Here is a 17,554-nt window from a genome sequence, read left to right as displayed (position 1 = left end):
GGAGCGCCGCGTTTGAGGTGTTTGGGTCTTGGACCGGCGTGTCAGCCGGCCTTGAACTCCGGGTAGGCTTCCATGCCCAGTTCCGCCATGTCGAGGCCGTTGATTTCGTCCTCTTCGCTCACGCGGATGCCCATGGTGGCCTTCAGGATGAACCAGACGATGCCCGAGACGATGAAGGTGAAGGCGCCGATTGCGACAAAGCCGATGATCTGGGTCACGAAGGAGGTACCCTCGGTGTAGAAGGGAACCGCGAAAGTGCCCCAGAAGCCCGCCACCAGGTGAACCGGGATCGCGCCGACCACGTCATCGATCTGCAGCTTGTCGAGCATCGGCACCACAAAGACCACGATCACACCGCCGATGGCACCGATCCACAGAGCGCCAAACAGGCTGGGATCGAGGGGGCCTGCGGTGATCGACACCAGGCCGGCAAGCGCACCGTTCAGCACCATGGTCAGGTCCGGCTTCTTGAACAGAGCCTGGGTCAGCAGCAGGGCGGCGACAGCGCCAGCGGCAGCGGCCATGTTGGTGTTGGCAAAGATACGGGACACATCGGTCACATCACCCACGGTGCCCATCGCCAGCTGCGAACCACCGTTGAAACCGAACCAGCCGAGCCACAGGATGAAGGTACCGAGAGTCGCCAGCGCCAGGTTGGAGCCGGGCATCGGGATGGTCTTGCCGTCTTTGTATTTGCCGATACGCGGGCCCAGGATCAGGGCACCGGCCAGCGCGGCAAAGCCACCAGCAGCGTGCACCAGGGTCGAACCGGCGAAGTCGGAGAAGCCCATTTCGGAGAGGAAGCCACCGCCCCACTGCCAGGACGCCTCGATCGGGTAGATCACACCCGTCAGAATGGCGACGAAGATCAGGAAAGGCCAGAGTTTGATGCGTTCAGCCAGGGTGCCCGACACGATCGATGCGGTGGTGGCGCAGAACATCAGCTGGAAGAAGAAGTCGGAGCCGACCGATGCATAATCCAGCGAGGCATCCGCCGCGTCGAGACCAACGGTTTCCAGCGAAGTGATGGAGAACCACGGTCCCATCACGCCTTCGATCATCCATTCACCCGGATACATCAGGTTGAAGCCGATCAGCCAGTACATGATGGCCGCGATGGAGAACAGCGCGATGTTCTTGGTCAGCTGCATGGTCACGTTCTTGGACCGGACCAGACCTGCTTCGAGCATGGCAAAGCCGGCGGCCATCCAGAACACCAGGAACCCGCCGATCAGGAACAGGAGCGTGGTGAAAATATAGGGGTTGATGTCCGGTGTCTCCGCCGCAGCTTCCTGCGCGAAGGCCAGACCCGGCAGGGCCGCCAGCGCCGTGGCGGCGAGTGTCACTGTCAGTTTTTTCATTGGTTTTGGCTTTCCTTTGCGAAAGGCGCGTTAGAGCGCGTCCTGATTGGTTTCGCCGGTGCGCACGCGCACGGCCTGGGCCACGTCCAGCACGAAGATCTTGCCGTCGCCGATCTTGCCGGTGCGGGCGGTCTGGGTGATGGTTTCAACCACCTGGTCGGCCAGGTCGGAGGGCACCACGATTTCCAGTTTCACCTTCGGTACGAAATTCACTTCGTATTCGGCGCCGCGGTAGATCTCGGTGTGACCCGCCTGTGCGCCAAAGCCCTTGATTTCGGTTACCATCAAACCTGACACCCCAAGCGCGGTCAGCGCCTCGCGGACCTCCTCCAGCTTGAAGGGTTTGATGGCTGCAATGATCAATTTCATCTCGTCACCCTTTCCCGGGCCCTGCGCCCGATGTTTGCAGGTGCAGAAGATCGTCCCGCTCGAGTCGGGGGAACGTTACAGCTGGGTTAAGACGCCTGCTTTCTGGGCGTCGGCTCAATAAATTCGCTCAAAAAAGGGGCTCTGCTTGTTAATTAGGCGCATTTTGGATGGGGTGTGGCGGAAAACCGCCTCTCTACATCCTGCGCAAGAGGCGCTATTCTGTGCCAAAGAGGCAGGGCTTAAGCCCGCCCAGACGTCAAAGATGAGCAGTCAGAACAGGATTTCAGCATGACGCAGGGGCGCAATTCCGGGCGCGGAACTTCGGGACGTGGACGTGGTCCGCTGGTTGCGGACAAGCGTTACCCTGGCGGGAGCGCACGCAAACCCGCCAAGAAAGCGCCCCGCAGGAAAACCTCAGCCAAGGCCAAATCCGGATGGCGCCTGTTCGGGCGGCGCAAGGCGGTGCGGCGGCCTCCGCGCAAGCGCGGCCTGCTGGGCTGGCTGCTGATGCCGTTCCAGATCGTCTTGCGTGCGATTTGGGCGGTCAGCTGGCGCATGGGGGTGCTGGTCGGGCTGTTTCTCGTGGCGGCGGTGGCCTATCACTATTCGAAGTTGCCGGAATACCAAGCGCTGCTCGATGGGCGAAATCAGGGCTCGGTCACGCTTCTGGATCGCGACGGCAAGACATTTGCCTGGCGCGGTGACCAGTTTGGTGGCGTGGTGACGGCCGAAACCGTCTCTCCACACCTGAAGAACGCGATCGTTGCGACGGAGGACAAACGTTTCTATCGCCATTTCGGCGTCTCGCCGCGCGGGATCGCCAGCGCGGTGCGGATCAACCTGCGCGAAGGGCGCGGCCCGCTGTCCGGGCACGGTGGCTCCACCATCACCCAGCAGACCGCAAAGCTGATGTGCCTCGGCGTTGAATACGACCCCGAGATCTGGGACAGCGAAGCCGCTTATGAGGGCGACTGCCGCCAGTCCTCACTCTGGCGCAAGGCAAAGGAAGCGATCTTTGCCATGGCGATGGAGGCTAAATACTCGAAAAATGAGATCCTCTCGATCTACATGAACCGCGCCTATATGGGCGGCGGGGCCTATGGCGCCGAAGCGGCATCGCAGCGGTTCTTTGGCAAATCCGCCAATCAGGTGAACCCGCCCGAAGCCGCAATGCTGGCCGGTTTGCTGACCGCGCCCTCGACCCTGGCGCCGACCAACAACATCGAACGTTCGCGCAATCGCGCGGCAACGGTGCTGCGTCTGATGGAGGAGCAAGGCTATCTGAGCGAACAAGAACGCCAGATGGCAGCAGCCAATCCCGCAGAGCTCAGCGAAGCGGCAGCAGCCCGCGCCGGTGGCTATTTTGCGGATTGGATCATGGATACGGTGCCGGGGTTCCTGGGCGACCAGACCACCGAGGATGTGGTCATCCGCACCACGCTCGACCAACGACTGCAGCAGGCGGCCGAGGACGCGGTCACCTATGTGTTCGAAAACAAGGTGCGCGAGGGCTCCAAGGCACAGGCTGCCGTGGTGGTCATGAGTGCGGATGGCGCCGTGCGTGCGATGGTCGGCGGGCGCAAGGTCCGGGCCTCGGGTGTGTTCAACCGGGCCACGCAGGCCAAGCGGCAGACTGGATCTTCGTTCAAGCCCTTCGTCTATGCGGCGGCGCTCGAACTTGGCTATTCGCCCTACGACCGGGTGCTGGATGCGGAATATTGCATCGACATTCCGGGATCCGGCCCGTGGTGTCCGCAGAACTATACCCGCAAGCACTATGGCGAAATCACCCTGACCCGCGCCTTGCGCGACTCGCTCAACGTGCCGGCGGTCAAAGTGTCAGAAGCCGTGGGGCGGGATAACGTGCGTCACGTGGCGGGCGAATTCGGTATCGAGAGCAGCCTGGCGGATGGTCCGTCGCTCGCGCTTGGTGCCTCCGAGAGTACGCTGATCGAGATGACCGGCGCCTATGCCGGTATTCTGAACGGGGGATCTTCTGTGACCCCCTATGGCGTGGAGGCCCTGACGCTGGTCGGGGACGCCGAGCCCTTGATGGGCGCGTCCGGCGGCATGGGAGAGCGGGTGATCCGCCCTGCCGCCGCGCAGGAATTGATCTGGATGATGGAAAAAGTCATCGCCGAGGGCACCGGAAGGCGCGCGCAGATCCCGGGCTGGCAGGCGGCGGGTAAATCCGGCACGACCTCGGCGGCAAAGGATGCCTGGTTCATCGGGTTTACCGCCGAATATGTCGCGGGGGTCTGGATGGGCTACGATGACAACACGCCCCTGACCGGTGTGACCGGCGGTGGTCTGCCAGCCGAGATCTGGCGCGAGGCCATGGTGCGTGTTCATGCCGGTCTGGAGCCGCAGCCGCTGCCGATGAAGGCCCCGGAGCCGATCGCGGTGCCGGAGCCACAGCCGGCTCCGCGTCGACAAGGAGATGGCGTCGGGCGTGGGATCGAGCGGGCCCTGAACGGCGTGCTGCGCGACATCTTCGGCAACTGACGCGGCGGTACAGGCTCCACCCGAGTTTGCCCGAGCGCCTGTCGCAAGAGGGCGCTCCGCCCGGATGGGATCAAAACAATCCCGGGTGCCGCTGCGCCGCAGACCCGGTTTTGCCAGGCTCCATCAGGCGATGGGATCGGGACACCCCCTGCAATCCAAACGCGGTTTCGGGCGTGCCGCAGGTTTGCGGCAGGCCCCGAACCATCGTGCAGGTCGCGTTGCAAACTCGACCGCGAAACGCGACAGCGCCTTTGTCGGCGCGCAGGGTATTCAGCCGGACAAGGCGGTCATGGAGGGGACCGCCCCGCTCATTCTGCACGGTATAGGCTGCGGATCGGGGGCCGCTGGTGGTGGCCCCGACCATCTGGGCGCCAGCCAGGGTCACCAAGGCCGCCATGGCAACGATCACAGGGCCGGCGGCGAGGGGCCGCGTCTGGTCATTGGTCTGTTGCGCGGCGGAGACGACGCGGGAGAGAGCTTTGGAAAGAGACATGGTCCGGTCCTCGCAAGTGAGTTTCAACTTGGGGACAGGAGTAGGTGCGGCGCGCGGACGGGCTGGGATCAGCCTATGGCGAAATTGCGGAGCTTGTTATCAGTTTGGTAAGAATTGTTCCGAAGTTCCAATGATGTCAGTCTGATGCTTGGTTGAGCGTCGGCGGACCCCGATGACAGAGAGGCCCTCAGCTGAGTGAGATCAGGAGTTCGCACAAGGCTTCCGGATCGTATCGGTGCGGCTTGAGTGCATGTGCAAGCGGCTGGCCGATGCAGGGGATGTCATGGTCGCGGCTGACCTGGTCGCGGTCCTTGGCCGGGGTTTGCCCGTCACAGACCACATGGGTCAGAAGCGCTGACGTGGAGACGGGTCCGGCGTCGCGGCGCAATGCGTCCAGCAGGGCGGCGACCTGATCGGTCAGCCGCATGCCATGGCACTCCGGGTCGTCACCGAGGCTTGGCACATAGATTTTCGGCACGGTTCGCGACGCGACAGCGCGTCCGACACCGGCGGGCAGCAGGTTGGAGATCACACTGGAATAGAGGCTGCCGGGCGGGTAGCAGATCAAATCGCTGGCCGCGATCAGCTTTTGGTTCCGTTTCGGCAGGCGCACCGAGTCGGCAGGCAGTTCTCCGGTGCCATCCGACAGGAAGAGGCGCAGGATGCGGGTGCCGAGCGGCGCGCTCTCCTTCCCTGTCATCTGGCGTTGTCCGATGACGCGCCGCCCGTCTTCCAGCTCGGCACCGATCTGCAGGTTCACATCGGCAATGGGGCGCACGGTTCCACGCACATCGACCATCTTCGACATCAGGAACAGCACCGGTTCGAGCCCCTTGTCATTGTCGAGGTAGCCGCCGGCGAGGATCAGGTTGCCGATGCTGGCGTTGCGATAGTCCAGATCATCAGGCGCGGCCTCGGAGAAATGGCGCAGGTAGCCGACAATCAGCTGCCGCATCGGCTTGGACAGCGCTTTCAGCAGCGGATGCGATCCGTCGAAAAGGCTGGCCACCTCGCGCGCCAGATCCTTGTCGCTGGCCGTTTTCGGCAACCGGTGGGAAAACAGTCGATAGATGTCCGGCTGGCCCAGTTCGGTTTCATCAGCCAGTGCCATCAGGCGGCTTCGCAAATCTCCCACGGCGGGCATGGCGAAGGCTTCGCGCAGGACCTGCGAAGAGCCGCCACTGTCGAACGGAGTGATGAGATGGACCGAATTATGCGTATAGTGCTTGAGTTTGCGGGAAATCTCGTTGAGCGCGCTGCCACCGGAAAAGAACAGCAGGCGCGGTCCGAGGTTGGGCGCAGCCCGCGAGCGTGCGATGCGCAGGTTGTCGGGAACCGAGGCTTGGCGTAGGATCGCGAAATCGGTCATGGATCTCCACTCGTGCTGCTCGCGGCGACCATGCCACTCCTTTTGCCAAAACACCACAGACTTGCCATGCCCTCTCCTGCACCAGAGTTCCTTGATGTCATCCGCGTTGCGGCGCGAGCGGTGATCTGGCGTGAAGGATGTGTTCTTGTTCAGGTCAAGCAGGCCGCGGACGGGCGCATATACCTCGGTCTTCCGGGCGGACGGCTGGAGCCGGGAGAAACACTGGCCGAAGCCGCCCGGCGCGAAGCCGAAGAGGAAGTCGGCGCCGACGTTCAGGTCGGCGCGCTGATCCAGGTTCTGGAAACCTACCGCCAGCGCCCCGAGGGGATACGCCATCAGGTGGAACATCTGTTCACCTGTCATGTGGATGACACATATGTCCCGCAGATGGGGAAACATCCGGATTCCAAGCAGATCGCGGTGCGCTGGGCCGATCCCGTTGCCGAGGCCGATCTGTTTGATCCACCCTATGGTGCGTTGCTGACGGATCAGATCGCCGAGATCTACCGAGGGGTAGTACAAGATGAAACTGCCTGAGGCGGCACAAGAAAACCTGGCGTTTCTGCTGGCGGAGCTGGACGGGCAGATGTCCGGCCTGCTGGCCTATTTCAAGGCTCCGTCGCCGGAGGCGGCACAGAAGGTGGTGCAGCGCGCGGGCTATGCCCACAACCTGTGGTCACGGGTGCAGTCGGCCTGCCGCAGCGCTGCCACCCGGGGCAAACCCTCGCAATCCCGGCGGCTGGTGCTTCAGAATGTGGACACCATTGCCCGCAACCTCGATCAGCTGTCGCGCCTGTCTCGCATGGCCTTGCTGCATGCGGAGGATGTGGAGCGGGGGAAGTTATTGCGCCCCGAGGCTTATCGGAAGGTCCTGAAACAGGTGGCGGGCGCGCTACACGAGGTGTTGCCGGCGCTGGAGGCCACCGATGGCAAGAGCGCGATCGCCATCGGGCAGCACAAGGCCGAGGTCGATGACTTCTACGACCGGATGTTCCGGACCTACACGCGCGATATGCGCGACACCCGCCACACCGAAGACCTTGCCAATGCGCTTTTGGTCCTGAACGAGGTGCGCCGCATGGGCGAAAGCCTGCAAGGTATTTCCGAGGCGCTGCTGTCGATCTCGATCGGGCAGAATGTGCAGTTCGAACGCTATTTCACCCTGCGCAGCGTGCTGTCGGGCAGCAAGGTCTCCGACGAGGACCTGGTGTTGAAACCGCTGGCTGAAACCCGTTCCGGTAGCGCGATTTCTGCTGTCAGCACCCGTGACAAGGGCGGAGATCTGATCGATGCGGTGTTCAAGGACGGCGAGAAACGCAAGGTCAAGGAGGAGCGGGCAGGGGTCAAGAGCTGGCATGCGATCTATCCCGGGCTGGCGCCGCGAATCCTGTCCTATGAAAAACGCGGCCAGTCTGCGGCGCTGCTGATTGAACACCTGCCGGGCTACACCTTCGAACACGCACTGCTGAACGAGGGCGAGGCGGCGTTGTCCGCGGCTCAGCGGGCTTTGTACAAGACCCTTCGAGACATCTGGACCCGCACGCGCGCGGATGATCCGGTCGAGATGCGCGCGATGAAGCAACTGGCGGACCGCATGAAGGACGTCTATCGTGTTCATCCCGAATTCGACACCGGCACCGCGTGCATCCAGGGCGTAAGCCACCCTGCTTTCGAAGGTCTGTTAAAAGCGGCGGAGAAGCGCGAATCAAAGGTGGCCGCACCGTTCTCGGTTTACATTCACGGGGACTTCAACCTCGACAATGTGATCTATGATCCCGGTGAAAAGAAGGTCCGGTTTATCGATTTGCATCGCTCGCGCTATATGGACTACGTGCAGGATGTATCGGTGTTCATGGTGTCGAACTACCGGTTGCAGGTGCAGGACGGCCCGGTCCGGGCGCGGATTGCCGACACGGCGTTGGGGCTGCACCGGATGGCGGCAAAGTTCGCCCGTGCCGAAAAGGACACGACATTCGAATACCGGCTGGCGTTGGGACTGGCGCGGAGCTTTGCCTCATCCACGCGGTTTGTCTTCGACAAGGAACACGCTCGGCGGATGTTCCTGCGCGCGCGCTACCTGCTGGAGAGTGCCCTTGCCGTGCCGGAAGGCCGCGAAGGCCGATTGAAATTGCCAATCAAGGAGCTGTTTGGTGACTGAACGGAGAATCGGGGTGGTCGGCATCCCGGGCAAGTGGTCGACCGAAGCGATCGCAGAGGCGCTGGAAGCGCGGACGGGATTTCGCCTGGTGATCGACATGGCAGAGGTCTCGCTGGATCTTGCGTCTGGCGCGCTGATGTATCGCGGCGAGGATCTGTGCCAGCTTGACGGGTTGGTGATCAAGAAAATTTCCGAAGACTACAGCGTCCATGCGCTTGACCGGCTGGAAATGCTGCGCGTGGCCGAAGCCAAGGGCGTGAAGATCTACAGCCGCCCCGAAGCCATCTTGCGGTTGATGGACCGGCTGGCCTGTACGGTGACGCTGGCAAATGCCGACATCCCGATGCCGCCAACCACGATCACAGAAGACGAAGGCGCGGCGTTGCAGGCGGTGGAAACCTATGGCAGTGCGGTGTTCAAGCCGCTGTTCTCGACCAAGGCGCGCGGCATGTGCGTGATCTCAGCGGACGATGCGGATGCGGCGGACCGGGTCGCGGCCTTCAAGGCGGATAACCCGGTGATGTATGTGCAGGCCAAACGCGAACTCTCCGGTCAGGACCTGGGCATGGTGTTTCTCGGCGGTCGCTATCTGTGCACCTATGCGCGGGTGAAACAGGACGAGAGCAGTTGGAACACGACCATCCTGTCGGGCGGCAAGTACGAGGCGTTTGAACCGGACGCGGCGCTGATCGCGTTGGGGCAGCGCGCACAGGCCCCCTTTGGCTTGAGCTTTACCACCGTGGATGTGGCCCTGACCGAGACAGGCCCGATCGTGTTCGAGGTCTCTGCCTTTGGGGGCTATCGCGGGGTTCGGGACGGTTGCGGCATTGATGCGGCGGCGCTGGTGGCAGATCACGTGCTGGCGGGGGGCACTGCATGACGGCACGGACTGTTGCTGACATGCGCGCCCATTTCGACCTGACCCGCGCCATGGCCGCCGCGCCGCTGGATTTGCAGGTCGGGCCGGTGACGTTGCGCATCCTCTGCGAGGGGACCCTGCGCGAGGCGCTAGCAGACTACTTCAAGGATGCCGTTGCCACGGTCGTGGCGCCTGACATCACTGTCTACGTGGTCGAGGGGCAACTGCTGGAGCCGGCCCCGGTCTGGCAGGACTGGGCGCGAGAGCCGGGCAAGACCGGACGCAAGGATGCAATCTTCGATCTGAGAGACGGTCGTTTGATTCACAAATGGCGCACCGGCGTCACGTTCCTGCAATCGCCGGACCTGCTGGTGGCGTTTGGTCCGGTTTCGGCACATCCCAATCAGGTGGTGAACTTCATCAATACGCAGGTGCTGAACCATGGCCAGCGCATGGGGTGGCAGATCTGTCATGCCGCGGCTGTTACCCGGGGCGCGCGCACGCTTGCGATCGCCGGTCTTTCGGGAGGCGGCAAGTCCACGTCCATCCTTCGCCTGATGGATATCCCGGGTACAGCGTTCATGACCAATGACAGGTTGCTGGCAACGTCTGACGACAGCGGGGCCCAAGGGCTGGGCATCCCGAAACATCCGCGCATCAACCCCGGTACCATCCTTGGCAATGGCCGCTTGCACGGCATGCTGAGTACGGCGCGCATTGCTGAACTGCGTGCCATGCCGGAACGCGACCTGTGGGAGCTGGAAGAGAAACACGACCTGATAATCCCGGACATCTATGGCGAGAACCGCATTGCCTATGCGGGCCCGTTGACGGATTTCTGGGTGCTGAACTGGCAGCGGGATGCCGACAAGGTGACCATGATCGAAGAGGTCGATCTTGCGGAGCGCCCGGATTTGCTGAGCGCAATCATGAAGAGCCCTGGGCCATTCTATCAATATCCCGATGGCCGCTTCCTGCATGACAATGAAGCCCCCGATCCGCAGGGCTATCTTGCGGCGTTGCGCAATGTGCGCGTGCAGGAGGTCACCGGGCAGGTGAATTTTGATGCCATTGCCTATTTCGGGCGCGAGTTGTTCGATGCCTGAGCCACGGCGTGTCATCGCACTGGTGCGCCACGGGGCCTATGCGCAGCGATCAGCTGCGCCCTCGGCGTTGCAGCCCTTCCCGCTGACCGAGGAGGGTAAGGCACAGGCGCAGGCCTGCGGTTCGGCGCTGGACCGGATCCTGAACGCGGAAACGCTTTCGCTTGCTCCGGTCATTCATGCCTCGCACCAGTTGCGGGCATGGCAAACGGCGGATCTGATTGCGCAAACCCTCCGCGCCGCAGGACATCACGTGGCACAGATCTCCGAGACGGCAGACCTGGCCGAACGCAGCGTCGGGGCCGTGGCGAATTTGACCACTTCGGAAATCGAGACCCTGCTGGACGTCGACCCGCGCTACGCATCTGCCCCCGCAGGCTGGAAATCTGACAGTCACTATCGCCTGCCGTTTCAGGGGGCGGAATCGCTGATGGAGGCGGGTGCGCGTGTGGCCTCGCATCTCACCGATGTGGCCCGGGCAGCCGATGCCGGGACCCTGACGATCTGTGTCGGCCATGGGGCATCCTTCCGACACGCAGCGCACCACCTTGGGCTGTTGCAACTGAGCGAGATCCCGCAGCTGTCGATGTTTCATGCACAGCCGTTACTGCTCTGTTACATGGGGCATGGTAGATGGGCGCACTTTGGCGGTGCCTGGAAGCAGCGACAAAGACAGGAGACCCATCTGGACTAGGGATCTACGACTTGCAGACCTGCCGCACCGACCGTTCGCCGCTTCTGCCGCCTGTTCACGACCCCGTTGGCGACTTGTCAGACCTGCCGCACCAACTGGAGCGCTGGGCCATCACCGCAGAGCATTCCGGCAGTGCCGCCCCCGAAAGCGCCGCGCATCTGCGCGCCTGCCTGGCCCGTGCTCAGGCCCACGGCGGCTGGCGCTGGCCGACCAGACCGGTGGTGTTCCTCTCCGATACCCATGCTGATGCCGAGGGCTTTTTGCGATCGCTTACCGCCGCAGGGCTGATCCGGCGAGACCGGCGCGAAGCGGGGGGCTTCGGCCTGACAGAGTTCGGGCAAAGCGCCACGATCTTGATCGGCGGGGATTGCCTCGACAAAGGGCCGAGCGATCTGGATATGCTGGATGCGCTGGGGCGGCTGATGGCCAAGGGCCCCGATCTGCGCATTCTCGCTGGCAACCATGACCTGCGCCTCCGGCTCGCGGTGGGGGCCTTGCGCACGCCACCGACTGCCCTGACGGAACATCTTCTGGTGCGGATGGGGCGCAAGATCATCCCGCTCCTGCGTGAAATCCATGATCGATACGTGACCGATGCCGATTTTGCCGCGCTACCGGATGAAGCCGCTTGCCGCGCGCGGTTGCATCCACGCCCCGACTGGGCGGAGCGTTTCTCGATCGAGGCTGTGGCGCATCTGAACTCCGCCGCCGTCGCGCGTGAAGTTGTAAAGCTTGAAAAGAAGGCCGCGCAATTCGACCGCGAAGTGGCGCAGGCGGGGATGACCGCGCGTATGGTCCTGGCGGCCGCGCTCAAGTGTCACGATGTGTTCTTTGCGCCAGATGGCGACTACGCGTGGTTCTACGAGTCGATGGATGTCGTGTGCCAACTGGGCTCATTGCTGTTTGTGCACGCAGGTTTGGACGACAGCATGTGCGCGCTGCTGGCAGAGGGTGGAGCAGGTGCCGTCAACGCGCGCTACCGCGCGGAACAGGGGGCGCATCCGTTTGCGTTTTACTTCGGTCCCCTCGCGAACCTCGTGCGGACCAAATATCGCAGCTCCGACGCCGCGCTGACGGACCGGGGGGTGGCGATGCTGCATGAACTTGGTATCCACATGGTGGTCCAGGGCCATGTCAACAACCAGAGCGGTCAGCGCCTTCTGACCAAGCAGGGCCTGTTGCATCTGGAAGGGGACGTGACCCTTGATCGGGCGTCGCGTCGATCCGAGGGCTTGCCCGGGATCGGGGCCGGGGCGACCTTGATCTTTCCCAGTGGCGATGTCATCGGTCTGAGTAGGGACTATCCCCGGGCCAAGCATTTTGCACCGGAGCGACAGTTTCTTTCGCGCTAGCGCTGCGCGGACGTCGGGACACAACAGGGCAGGCACCAATGGCCAAGGATGAAAAGACACGCGACGACGCCCGTTTTCGCCATGATTCCCTGCAGGATCGCAAAACGATCAAGACCCTGATCGACGCGATCAGCAAAGGGTTGGCAAAAGGCGAGCTGAGCCTCAGTGACGAGGATGGCGAGATCGTGTTGACGCCGGAAGGCCTGTTGACGCTGCGCATCCGGGCAGAGCGCAACGACGGACAATGCAAGGTTGATTTCCGCGTCAGCTGGACAGAGCGGGATGCCGACCTGCAGGAAAAGAACGCGCCCAAGGTGAAGTCACGAGGCTAGGGGCCACCCCCGCCCACCTGATTAACGGCCCGGCAGATGTCCGGCGCGCGCTCAGGTGTGCGACTGCTGGTCCGGATGCGCGGCGGCAAAGGCTGGATGATCCGCGCAGGTGGCCTCGATCTTCAGGAGCCGCGGGTAGGGTGTCAAATCCACTTCCCAGCGCCGCGCATTATAAAGCTGGGGCATCAGGCAGATGTCAGCCAGCCCAGGGCGATCACCGGTGCAATAGGGGGCCTCCTCCCAGCGATTGAGCAGCGCATCAAATGCCGCAAGCCCGGGGCCAATAAACTGGCGCATCCAGTCACCCATCTGCAAGCTGCCGCCGCTTTGCGCGACGCCGAAACGGGCGACAGAGAGGTTGCAGACCGGATGCAGATCGACCGCGATTGACTGTGCCAGAGCCTCGACATGGGCACGCTCGGACGGGGCGCTGGGCAACAAGCCAAGATCGCGGGTTGTGTTCAGATAGGTGAGACAGGCCAGCGACTGCGTAAACCGATGCCCGTCGATTTCCAGCACCGGCACAAACCCCTGAGGATTAAGCGCCAGATGATCTGGCGACCGCTGATTGCCTGCAACCAGATCAACGACGCGACTCTCGTATGCGACCCCTGCAAGGTTCAGCGCGATGCGCAGACGGTAGCTGGCCGAGGAGCGCCAGTAATCATAAAGCACCGCCTCAGTCATCGCGCAGCCCTCGTTTGGCCTCTGTTAGAGCCTGTTTCAGAACCTGTGGGTCGCCAATGTGGTTGGCCAGCAGCAGGATCAAGCGGGCATTCAGCGCATCACTTTGGGCCTTGGTCAGTCCCTCATGCGCAGCCAGCAGCAGGGCGTAACTGTCATCAGGTTTCGCAAGGTTCGGGGTCAGGGTCAGGGCATCGGTCATATGGGTCACTCCTTACCGATGGCGCGGCGCAGGGCGGCGCGGAAATGGGGCGCGTCAAAGCGGTCCATCCGGGTGGCGACATGCTGATCCGGGCGGATCAGATAAACGGCGGATGCGGCGTCTCCCAAGTAACGCTCGGCCAATGCCGTGTGGGTTTCGGTGGTGAGCACCAAAGACGAGACGGTCACGCCGGCCTCCTCGAACCCGTTGGGCACCTCTGCATTGATCGACAGCAAGGTGAACCCGCCGCCGAGTTGCGCCAACAGGTAGCCTGCGTCCAGCGGTACATCGGGGCAGGGCGCACCGGGACGCGTGCGGGCTGGGCCACCGGGCAACTGGTCGGCAGAATTGAGCCGAGAGCCGTCATAGACAGAGGGCAGCGAGAGGCGGCCCGAGTTCACCAGCGGGCGGGCAAAGCCGTGATGTTCGGAGAGATCCAGCACCGCATCGCGGAAGATGCGCGACATCTCTGACTTGGGCGTAATGAAGTCGGTTGAGCGGGAAGAGTTGAGGATATTCTCATCCGCCGCCGCCAGCCGCTCGGCATCGTAGGTATCGAGAAGGCTCTGATCCGCGACGCCGTCCAGCACCAGTTTCAGCTTCCAGATCAGGTTGTCAGTGTCTTGCAGGCCGGAATTTGCCCCGCGTGCGCCAAAGGGCGAAACCTGATGCGCGCTATCCCCGGCAAAGATCACCCGCCCGTGGCGAAATTTCTCCATCCGGCGGCACTGGAACGTGTAGATGGAGACCCACTCCAGCTCGAACTGAACGTCGTCGCCCAGCATCGCCTTGAGGCGCGGGATCACGTTTTCGGGTTTTTTCTCGGCCTCTTTATCGATGTCCCAGCCCAGTTGCAGGTCGATGCGCCAGACGCCATCGGGCTGTTTGTGCAACAGCGCCGACTGACCTTTGTTGAAGGGCGGATCGAACCAGAACCAGCGTTCGGTCGGGAAATCCGCATCCATGACCACATCGGCAATAAGGAAGTTGTCCTCAAACACTCGACCCACAAAATCGAGCCCCATCTGCGCGCGAATGGGCGACCCCGCTCCATCACAGGCAATGAGCCACTCGGTTTCCAGCCTATAGGCCCCGTCCGGGGTCTCCACTGTCAGCGCGGCAAAATCGCCGTGGTCCGAGACATCCGTGACGCGGTTCTTGCCGCGCATTTCAATCGGCGCGCCCTCAGCTTGCAGGGCGCGGACGCGGTCAACGAGATATTCCTCGATGTAGTATTGTTGCAGGTTCACAAAGGCCGGAAACTGGTGGCCATCTTCGGGCAGAAGGTTGAAGTCATAGACCTTGCGATCGCCAAAAAACACCTTACCGACGTTCCATTCCTCTCCCTTACCCGCCATCGCATGGCCAACACCAAGGCGGTCCGCGATTTCCAGCGTGCGTTTTGCAAAACAGATCGCACGAGAGCCAAAGCTCACCTTGTCATTGTCGTCCAGTACCACGACCGGAACGCCGGATTGTGCAAGGTCGATGGCGGCGGCAAGGCCCACGGGACCTGCCCCCACCACAACCACCTTGTGGCGCGCAGGCGGATGCGCGTCCTGATCCGCATGGCGCGTATACGGGTATAGCGGCACCTCGAAAATCTTGTTCATCCGGTTTCCTCCCTCCGGGCAAGCAGGCACGGGTCCGGTCCCGCGACTTGGGGACCGGTGCAGGGGCGGACAAGGCCGCCGATGCGTTCAAAAATAGGCTCTAAATCAGGCGTTAGAGCCGAAAATCAGGACTGCAGCGCCTCCCACATCTCCAGATCGCGCTGGGCGGTCCAGATGCGGGGGGTGTCGATGCCACGGGCCTCGTCATAGGCGCGTGCGACGTTGAACGGCAGGCAATGTTCGTAGATCGCGTAGTCTTTGAACTTGGGATCACAGGCCTCGCGCACCGCGTCCCATGCTTCCTTGAGGGACCCACCACGGGCGGCAACCTTGGCTGCCGGGCGATAGGTGCTCTCGACAAAATCGCGGGTGTTTTCAATGGCGGCGTTGACCATGTCCTTGCCGACCAGCGCGTCGCCACGACCGGGGGCGATGGCGTCCACATCATAGGCCTTGATATTGTCGAGGGTGTTGCCCCAGTCGCCAAAATGCCCGTCGCCGCAGTAGCAGGCGGAGTGGTATTCGACGATATCACCAGTGAACATGACGTTCTGATCCGGCACATGGATCACCGCATCCCCTGCGGTATGGGCGCGGCCCAGATGTTTGATGTCGATGCGGCGATTGCCGAGGTAGACGGTCATGCTGTCCGAGAATGTTGTGGTCGGCCATGTGAGGCCGGGGATGCTTTCATGACCCTCGAACAGGCGCGGGAAGCGTTGGAATTCGCTGTCCCAGTCCTCCTGGCCGCGTTCGACGACCATGGCGCGCGCGGTGTCGGACATGATGATGTTCTGGGCGCCAAAGGCCGAGGCCCCCAGCACACGCACCGCGTGGTAATGGGTGAGCACCACATGGCTGATCGGTTTGTCGGTGACGGAGCGCACACATTCGATCACCTTGTTGGCCAGACGCGGGGTAGCCTGCGCCTCGACGATCATCACCGAGTCATCCCCGATGATGACGCCCGAATTCGGGTCGCCCTCGGCGGTGAAGGCATAAAGGCCCTCGCCCACTTCGGTGAAGGAAATTGTCTTTTCGCTCATGTCGCCTTGGGATGCGAATGCCTTGGCCATGGTTGCGTATCCTTTTTGTCTGTTCCGCCGGAGGTCAGGTTGGGATGCCTCCGGCGGAGGTATTTATGAAAAGATGAAGGCGTCAGCGTGCGAAAGGATCGCTGAGCGCGGGGAGGACCGTGCCGGTGCAGTCGCCAAACCCGATGGTATAGCCATCGCCTTTGGCTGCGCCCTTCAGCGTGAGCGTGTCGCCGTTCTCGATAAAGCTGCGGGTGTCGCCCGAGGGCAGCGTGAGTGGCTCCTTGCCGCCCCAGCTGAGTTCAAGGAGCGAGCCACGTTCGTCCTTGTTAGGGCCTGATATGGTGCCCGATCCCAGCAGATCGCCCGCGTTCATCGGACAGCCCGAGGTGGTGTGATGCGCCAATTGCTGCGCGGCGGAATAATACATTTCCTTGTAGTTGGTGCGTGCGATGGTGGCCTCTTCGCCACCCTCAGGACGCAGGCTCACGGCAAGGTCGATGTCATAGAGCATCGGACCGCAGTCCTTCAGGTGATCCAGAAGCTCTACTTCGCGTGCAGGTGTGTCGCAGCGGAAAGGCTCTAATGCGGCTTTGGTGACGATCCACGGGCTGATGGTGGTGGCAGTCGCTTTGGCTTGAAAAGGGCCGAGCGGCTGGTACTCCCAAGCCTGGATATCGCGGGCGGACCAGTCGTTCAGCAGCACATAGCCAAAGATGTGATCATCCGCTTCCTGCACCGTGACCGGTCCATCCGATGGCGTGCCAACAATCGCGCCCATTTCCAGCTCGATATCAAATCGTGCGCAAGGCGCCCAACGGGGCGCGTCATCATTTGGCCCCTTGAGCTGGCCCCAAGGACGCCGCACATCGGTGCCAGACACCACGACAGAGGACGCACGACCGTTGTACCCGATCGGGATGTGCAGCCAGTTTGGTGGCAGCGCGTTCTCCGCGCCGCGGAACATGGTGCCGACATTGGTGGCGTGGTGACGCCCGGCATAGAAATCGGTGTATTCCGATACCATAAAGGGCATGTGCATCTCGGCATCCGCCATCGGCACAAGGCAGGCTTCGACTTTCTTTTGCTCTTCTGCGCCCTCTTGCAAAAGCGCGATCAGGCGATTGCGAAGCGTGGCCCAGACCGCAGGACCTTCTTCCATAAATTCGTTCCAGAAGGGCAACTCGAACAGCGCTTCCTCGCCCATATCAACCAGTCCAGCCGCTTCTGCCGCCTGCAGGTCGAGGATCATGTCACCAATCGCCACGCCACAGCGCGGATCGCTGTCAGTGGTCGAAAACACACCATAGGGAAGGTTGTTCAGCGGAAAAGGGTGGTCAGCGGAATTGGCCGACGTCACCCAGGATTTTTTCAAAGGCATGCGCGTTCCTTTTTGGTGGTGAGGGCTCTGTTGGCCCTCCTTCAG

Annotated in this window: 17 protein-coding genes; 8 read left to right on the top strand and 9 right to left on the bottom strand. The window is 62.3% G+C overall.

The features are described from left to right. Positions 1-41: 41 nt before the first annotated feature. A complete protein-coding gene (gene amt, locus ACXAF5_RS17730) occupies positions 42-1,361 on the bottom strand; it encodes an ammonium transporter (RefSeq protein WP_239322546.1) in 1,320 nt (439 codons plus the stop codon). Between the two features lie 30 nt (positions 1,362-1,391). Beyond that, on the bottom strand, positions 1,392-1,730 hold the full coding sequence (locus ACXAF5_RS17725) for a P-II family nitrogen regulator (protein WP_239322547.1): 339 nt from the start codon (positions 1,728-1,730) through the stop codon (positions 1,392-1,394). Positions 1,731-2,018: 288 nt separating this feature from the next. Between ACXAF5_RS17725 and ACXAF5_RS17720 the strand changes: the two genes are divergently transcribed. Beyond that, positions 2,019-4,235, top strand: a complete 2,217-nt coding sequence (locus ACXAF5_RS17720) for a transglycosylase domain-containing protein (protein WP_474947591.1) — start codon at positions 2,019-2,021, stop codon at positions 4,233-4,235. A gap of 70 nt (positions 4,236-4,305) precedes the next feature. Here ACXAF5_RS17720 and ACXAF5_RS17715 read toward each other — a convergent pair whose 3' ends face one another. Both ACXAF5_RS17715 and ACXAF5_RS17710 read right to left on the bottom strand, forming a co-directional pair. Beyond that, positions 4,306-4,728 (bottom strand): hypothetical protein, encoded by a 423-nt coding sequence (locus tag ACXAF5_RS17715; protein ID WP_474947590.1) that lies wholly within the window; start codon positions 4,726-4,728, stop codon positions 4,306-4,308. A 187-nt stretch (positions 4,729-4,915) separates the two neighbouring features. Beyond that, complete coding sequence (locus ACXAF5_RS17710; RefSeq protein ID WP_474947589.1) at positions 4,916-6,097, bottom strand: GAK system CofD-like protein; 1,182 nt, start codon at positions 6,095-6,097, stop codon at positions 4,916-4,918. Between the two features lie 66 nt (positions 6,098-6,163). Between ACXAF5_RS17710 and ACXAF5_RS17705 the strand changes: the two genes are divergently transcribed. The 7 genes from ACXAF5_RS17705 to ACXAF5_RS17675 are packed head-to-tail and all read left to right on the top strand — an operon-like array spanning position 6,164 to position 12,595. Next, a complete protein-coding gene (locus ACXAF5_RS17705; protein ID WP_474947588.1) occupies positions 6,164-6,634 on the top strand; it encodes an NUDIX domain-containing protein in 471 nt (156 codons plus the stop codon). Then, positions 6,621-8,255, top strand: a complete 1,635-nt coding sequence (locus ACXAF5_RS17700; protein WP_474947587.1) for an aminoglycoside phosphotransferase family protein — start codon at positions 6,621-6,623, stop codon at positions 8,253-8,255. The genes ACXAF5_RS17705 and ACXAF5_RS17700 overlap by 14 nt, the downstream gene beginning before the upstream one ends. Next, positions 8,248-9,135, top strand: coding sequence for a GAK system ATP-grasp enzyme (locus ACXAF5_RS17695; protein WP_474947586.1), 888 nt, complete (start codon positions 8,248-8,250; stop codon positions 9,133-9,135). Before ACXAF5_RS17700 ends, ACXAF5_RS17695 begins: the two co-directional genes overlap by 8 nt. Then, a complete protein-coding gene (locus ACXAF5_RS17690; protein ID WP_474947585.1) occupies positions 9,132-10,220 on the top strand; it encodes an HprK-related kinase B in 1,089 nt (362 codons plus the stop codon). The genes ACXAF5_RS17695 and ACXAF5_RS17690 overlap by 4 nt, the downstream gene beginning before the upstream one ends. Further along, positions 10,213-10,911, top strand: a complete 699-nt coding sequence (locus ACXAF5_RS17685) for a histidine phosphatase family protein (protein ID WP_474947584.1) — start codon at positions 10,213-10,215, stop codon at positions 10,909-10,911. The genes ACXAF5_RS17690 and ACXAF5_RS17685 overlap by 8 nt, the downstream gene beginning before the upstream one ends. A gap of 11 nt (positions 10,912-10,922) precedes the next feature. Beyond that, the gene (locus ACXAF5_RS17680; protein WP_474947583.1) at positions 10,923-12,263 is read left to right on the top strand and encodes a metallophosphoesterase; all 1,341 of its coding nucleotides are present in this window, start codon (positions 10,923-10,925) and stop codon (positions 12,261-12,263) included. Positions 12,264-12,301: 38 nt separating this feature from the next. Continuing rightward, positions 12,302-12,595, top strand: a complete 294-nt coding sequence (locus ACXAF5_RS17675) for an amphi-Trp domain-containing protein (RefSeq protein WP_474947582.1) — start codon at positions 12,302-12,304, stop codon at positions 12,593-12,595. 51 nt (positions 12,596-12,646) lie between these two features. Here the strand turns inward: ACXAF5_RS17675 and maiA are convergent, their stop codons facing one another. The 5 genes from maiA to fahA form a co-directional block, all read right to left on the bottom strand. Continuing rightward, positions 12,647-13,282 carry a maleylacetoacetate isomerase gene (gene maiA, locus ACXAF5_RS17670; RefSeq protein WP_474947581.1) on the bottom strand — a complete coding sequence of 212 codons (636 nt, stop codon included), beginning with the start codon at positions 13,280-13,282 and terminating at the stop codon, positions 12,647-12,649. Beyond that, on the bottom strand, positions 13,275-13,481 hold the full coding sequence (locus tag ACXAF5_RS17665; protein ID WP_005631765.1) for a DUF2783 domain-containing protein: 207 nt from the start codon (positions 13,479-13,481) through the stop codon (positions 13,275-13,277). Before ACXAF5_RS17665 ends, maiA begins: the two co-directional genes overlap by 8 nt. A gap of 5 nt (positions 13,482-13,486) precedes the next feature. Then, positions 13,487-15,094 (bottom strand): FAD-dependent oxidoreductase, encoded by a 1,608-nt coding sequence (locus tag ACXAF5_RS17660; RefSeq protein WP_474947580.1) that lies wholly within the window; start codon positions 15,092-15,094, stop codon positions 13,487-13,489. Positions 15,095-15,219: 125 nt separating this feature from the next. Next, positions 15,220-16,170, bottom strand: coding sequence for an MBL fold metallo-hydrolase (locus ACXAF5_RS17655; RefSeq protein WP_009178110.1), 951 nt, complete (start codon positions 16,168-16,170; stop codon positions 15,220-15,222). Between the two features lie 82 nt (positions 16,171-16,252). Further along, positions 16,253-17,509: a fumarylacetoacetase gene (gene fahA, locus ACXAF5_RS17650; RefSeq protein ID WP_474947579.1), complete on the bottom strand. Its 1,257-nt coding sequence runs from the start codon at positions 17,507-17,509 to the stop codon at positions 16,253-16,255. Between the last annotated feature and the right edge of the window lie 45 nt (positions 17,510-17,554).

The sequence above is a fragment of the Epibacterium sp. ABV4_022 genome (assembly GCF_056159345.1).
Note: the sequence above shows the minus strand (reverse complement) of the source record. Positions and strands in the feature narration are given on the sequence as shown.

Bases quoted from the DNA above. Each gene is read 5' to 3' on its own strand.
- fahA (WP_474947579.1), bottom strand. From the start codon at position 17,509: ATGCCTTTGAAAAAATCCTGGGTGACGTCGGCCAATTCCGCTGACCAC.
- ACXAF5_RS17660 (WP_474947580.1), bottom strand. From the start codon at position 15,094: ATGAACAAGATTTTCGAGGTGCCGCTATACCCGTATACGCGCCATGCG.
- ACXAF5_RS17705 (WP_474947588.1), top strand. From the start codon at position 6,164: ATGCCCTCTCCTGCACCAGAGTTCCTTGATGTCATCCGCGTTGCGGCG.
- ACXAF5_RS17690 (WP_474947585.1), top strand. From the start codon at position 9,132: ATGACGGCACGGACTGTTGCTGACATGCGCGCCCATTTCGACCTGACC.
- ACXAF5_RS17655 (WP_009178110.1), bottom strand. From the start codon at position 16,170: ATGGCCAAGGCATTCGCATCCCAAGGCGACATGAGCGAAAAGACAATT.
- ACXAF5_RS17720 (WP_474947591.1), top strand. From the start codon at position 2,019: ATGACGCAGGGGCGCAATTCCGGGCGCGGAACTTCGGGACGTGGACGT.
- maiA (WP_474947581.1), bottom strand. From the start codon at position 13,282: ATGACTGAGGCGGTGCTTTATGATTACTGGCGCTCCTCGGCCAGCTAC.
- ACXAF5_RS17715 (WP_474947590.1), bottom strand. From the start codon at position 4,728: ATGTCTCTTTCCAAAGCTCTCTCCCGCGTCGTCTCCGCCGCGCAACAG.
- amt (WP_239322546.1), bottom strand. From the start codon at position 1,361: ATGAAAAAACTGACAGTGACACTCGCCGCCACGGCGCTGGCGGCCCTG.
- ACXAF5_RS17710 (WP_474947589.1), bottom strand. From the start codon at position 6,097: ATGACCGATTTCGCGATCCTACGCCAAGCCTCGGTTCCCGACAACCTG.
- ACXAF5_RS17725 (WP_239322547.1), bottom strand. From the start codon at position 1,730: ATGAAATTGATCATTGCAGCCATCAAACCCTTCAAGCTGGAGGAGGTC.
- ACXAF5_RS17675 (WP_474947582.1), top strand. From the start codon at position 12,302: ATGGCCAAGGATGAAAAGACACGCGACGACGCCCGTTTTCGCCATGAT.
- ACXAF5_RS17685 (WP_474947584.1), top strand. From the start codon at position 10,213: ATGCCTGAGCCACGGCGTGTCATCGCACTGGTGCGCCACGGGGCCTAT.
- ACXAF5_RS17700 (WP_474947587.1), top strand. From the start codon at position 6,621: ATGAAACTGCCTGAGGCGGCACAAGAAAACCTGGCGTTTCTGCTGGCG.
- ACXAF5_RS17665 (WP_005631765.1), bottom strand. From the start codon at position 13,481: ATGACCGATGCCCTGACCCTGACCCCGAACCTTGCGAAACCTGATGAC.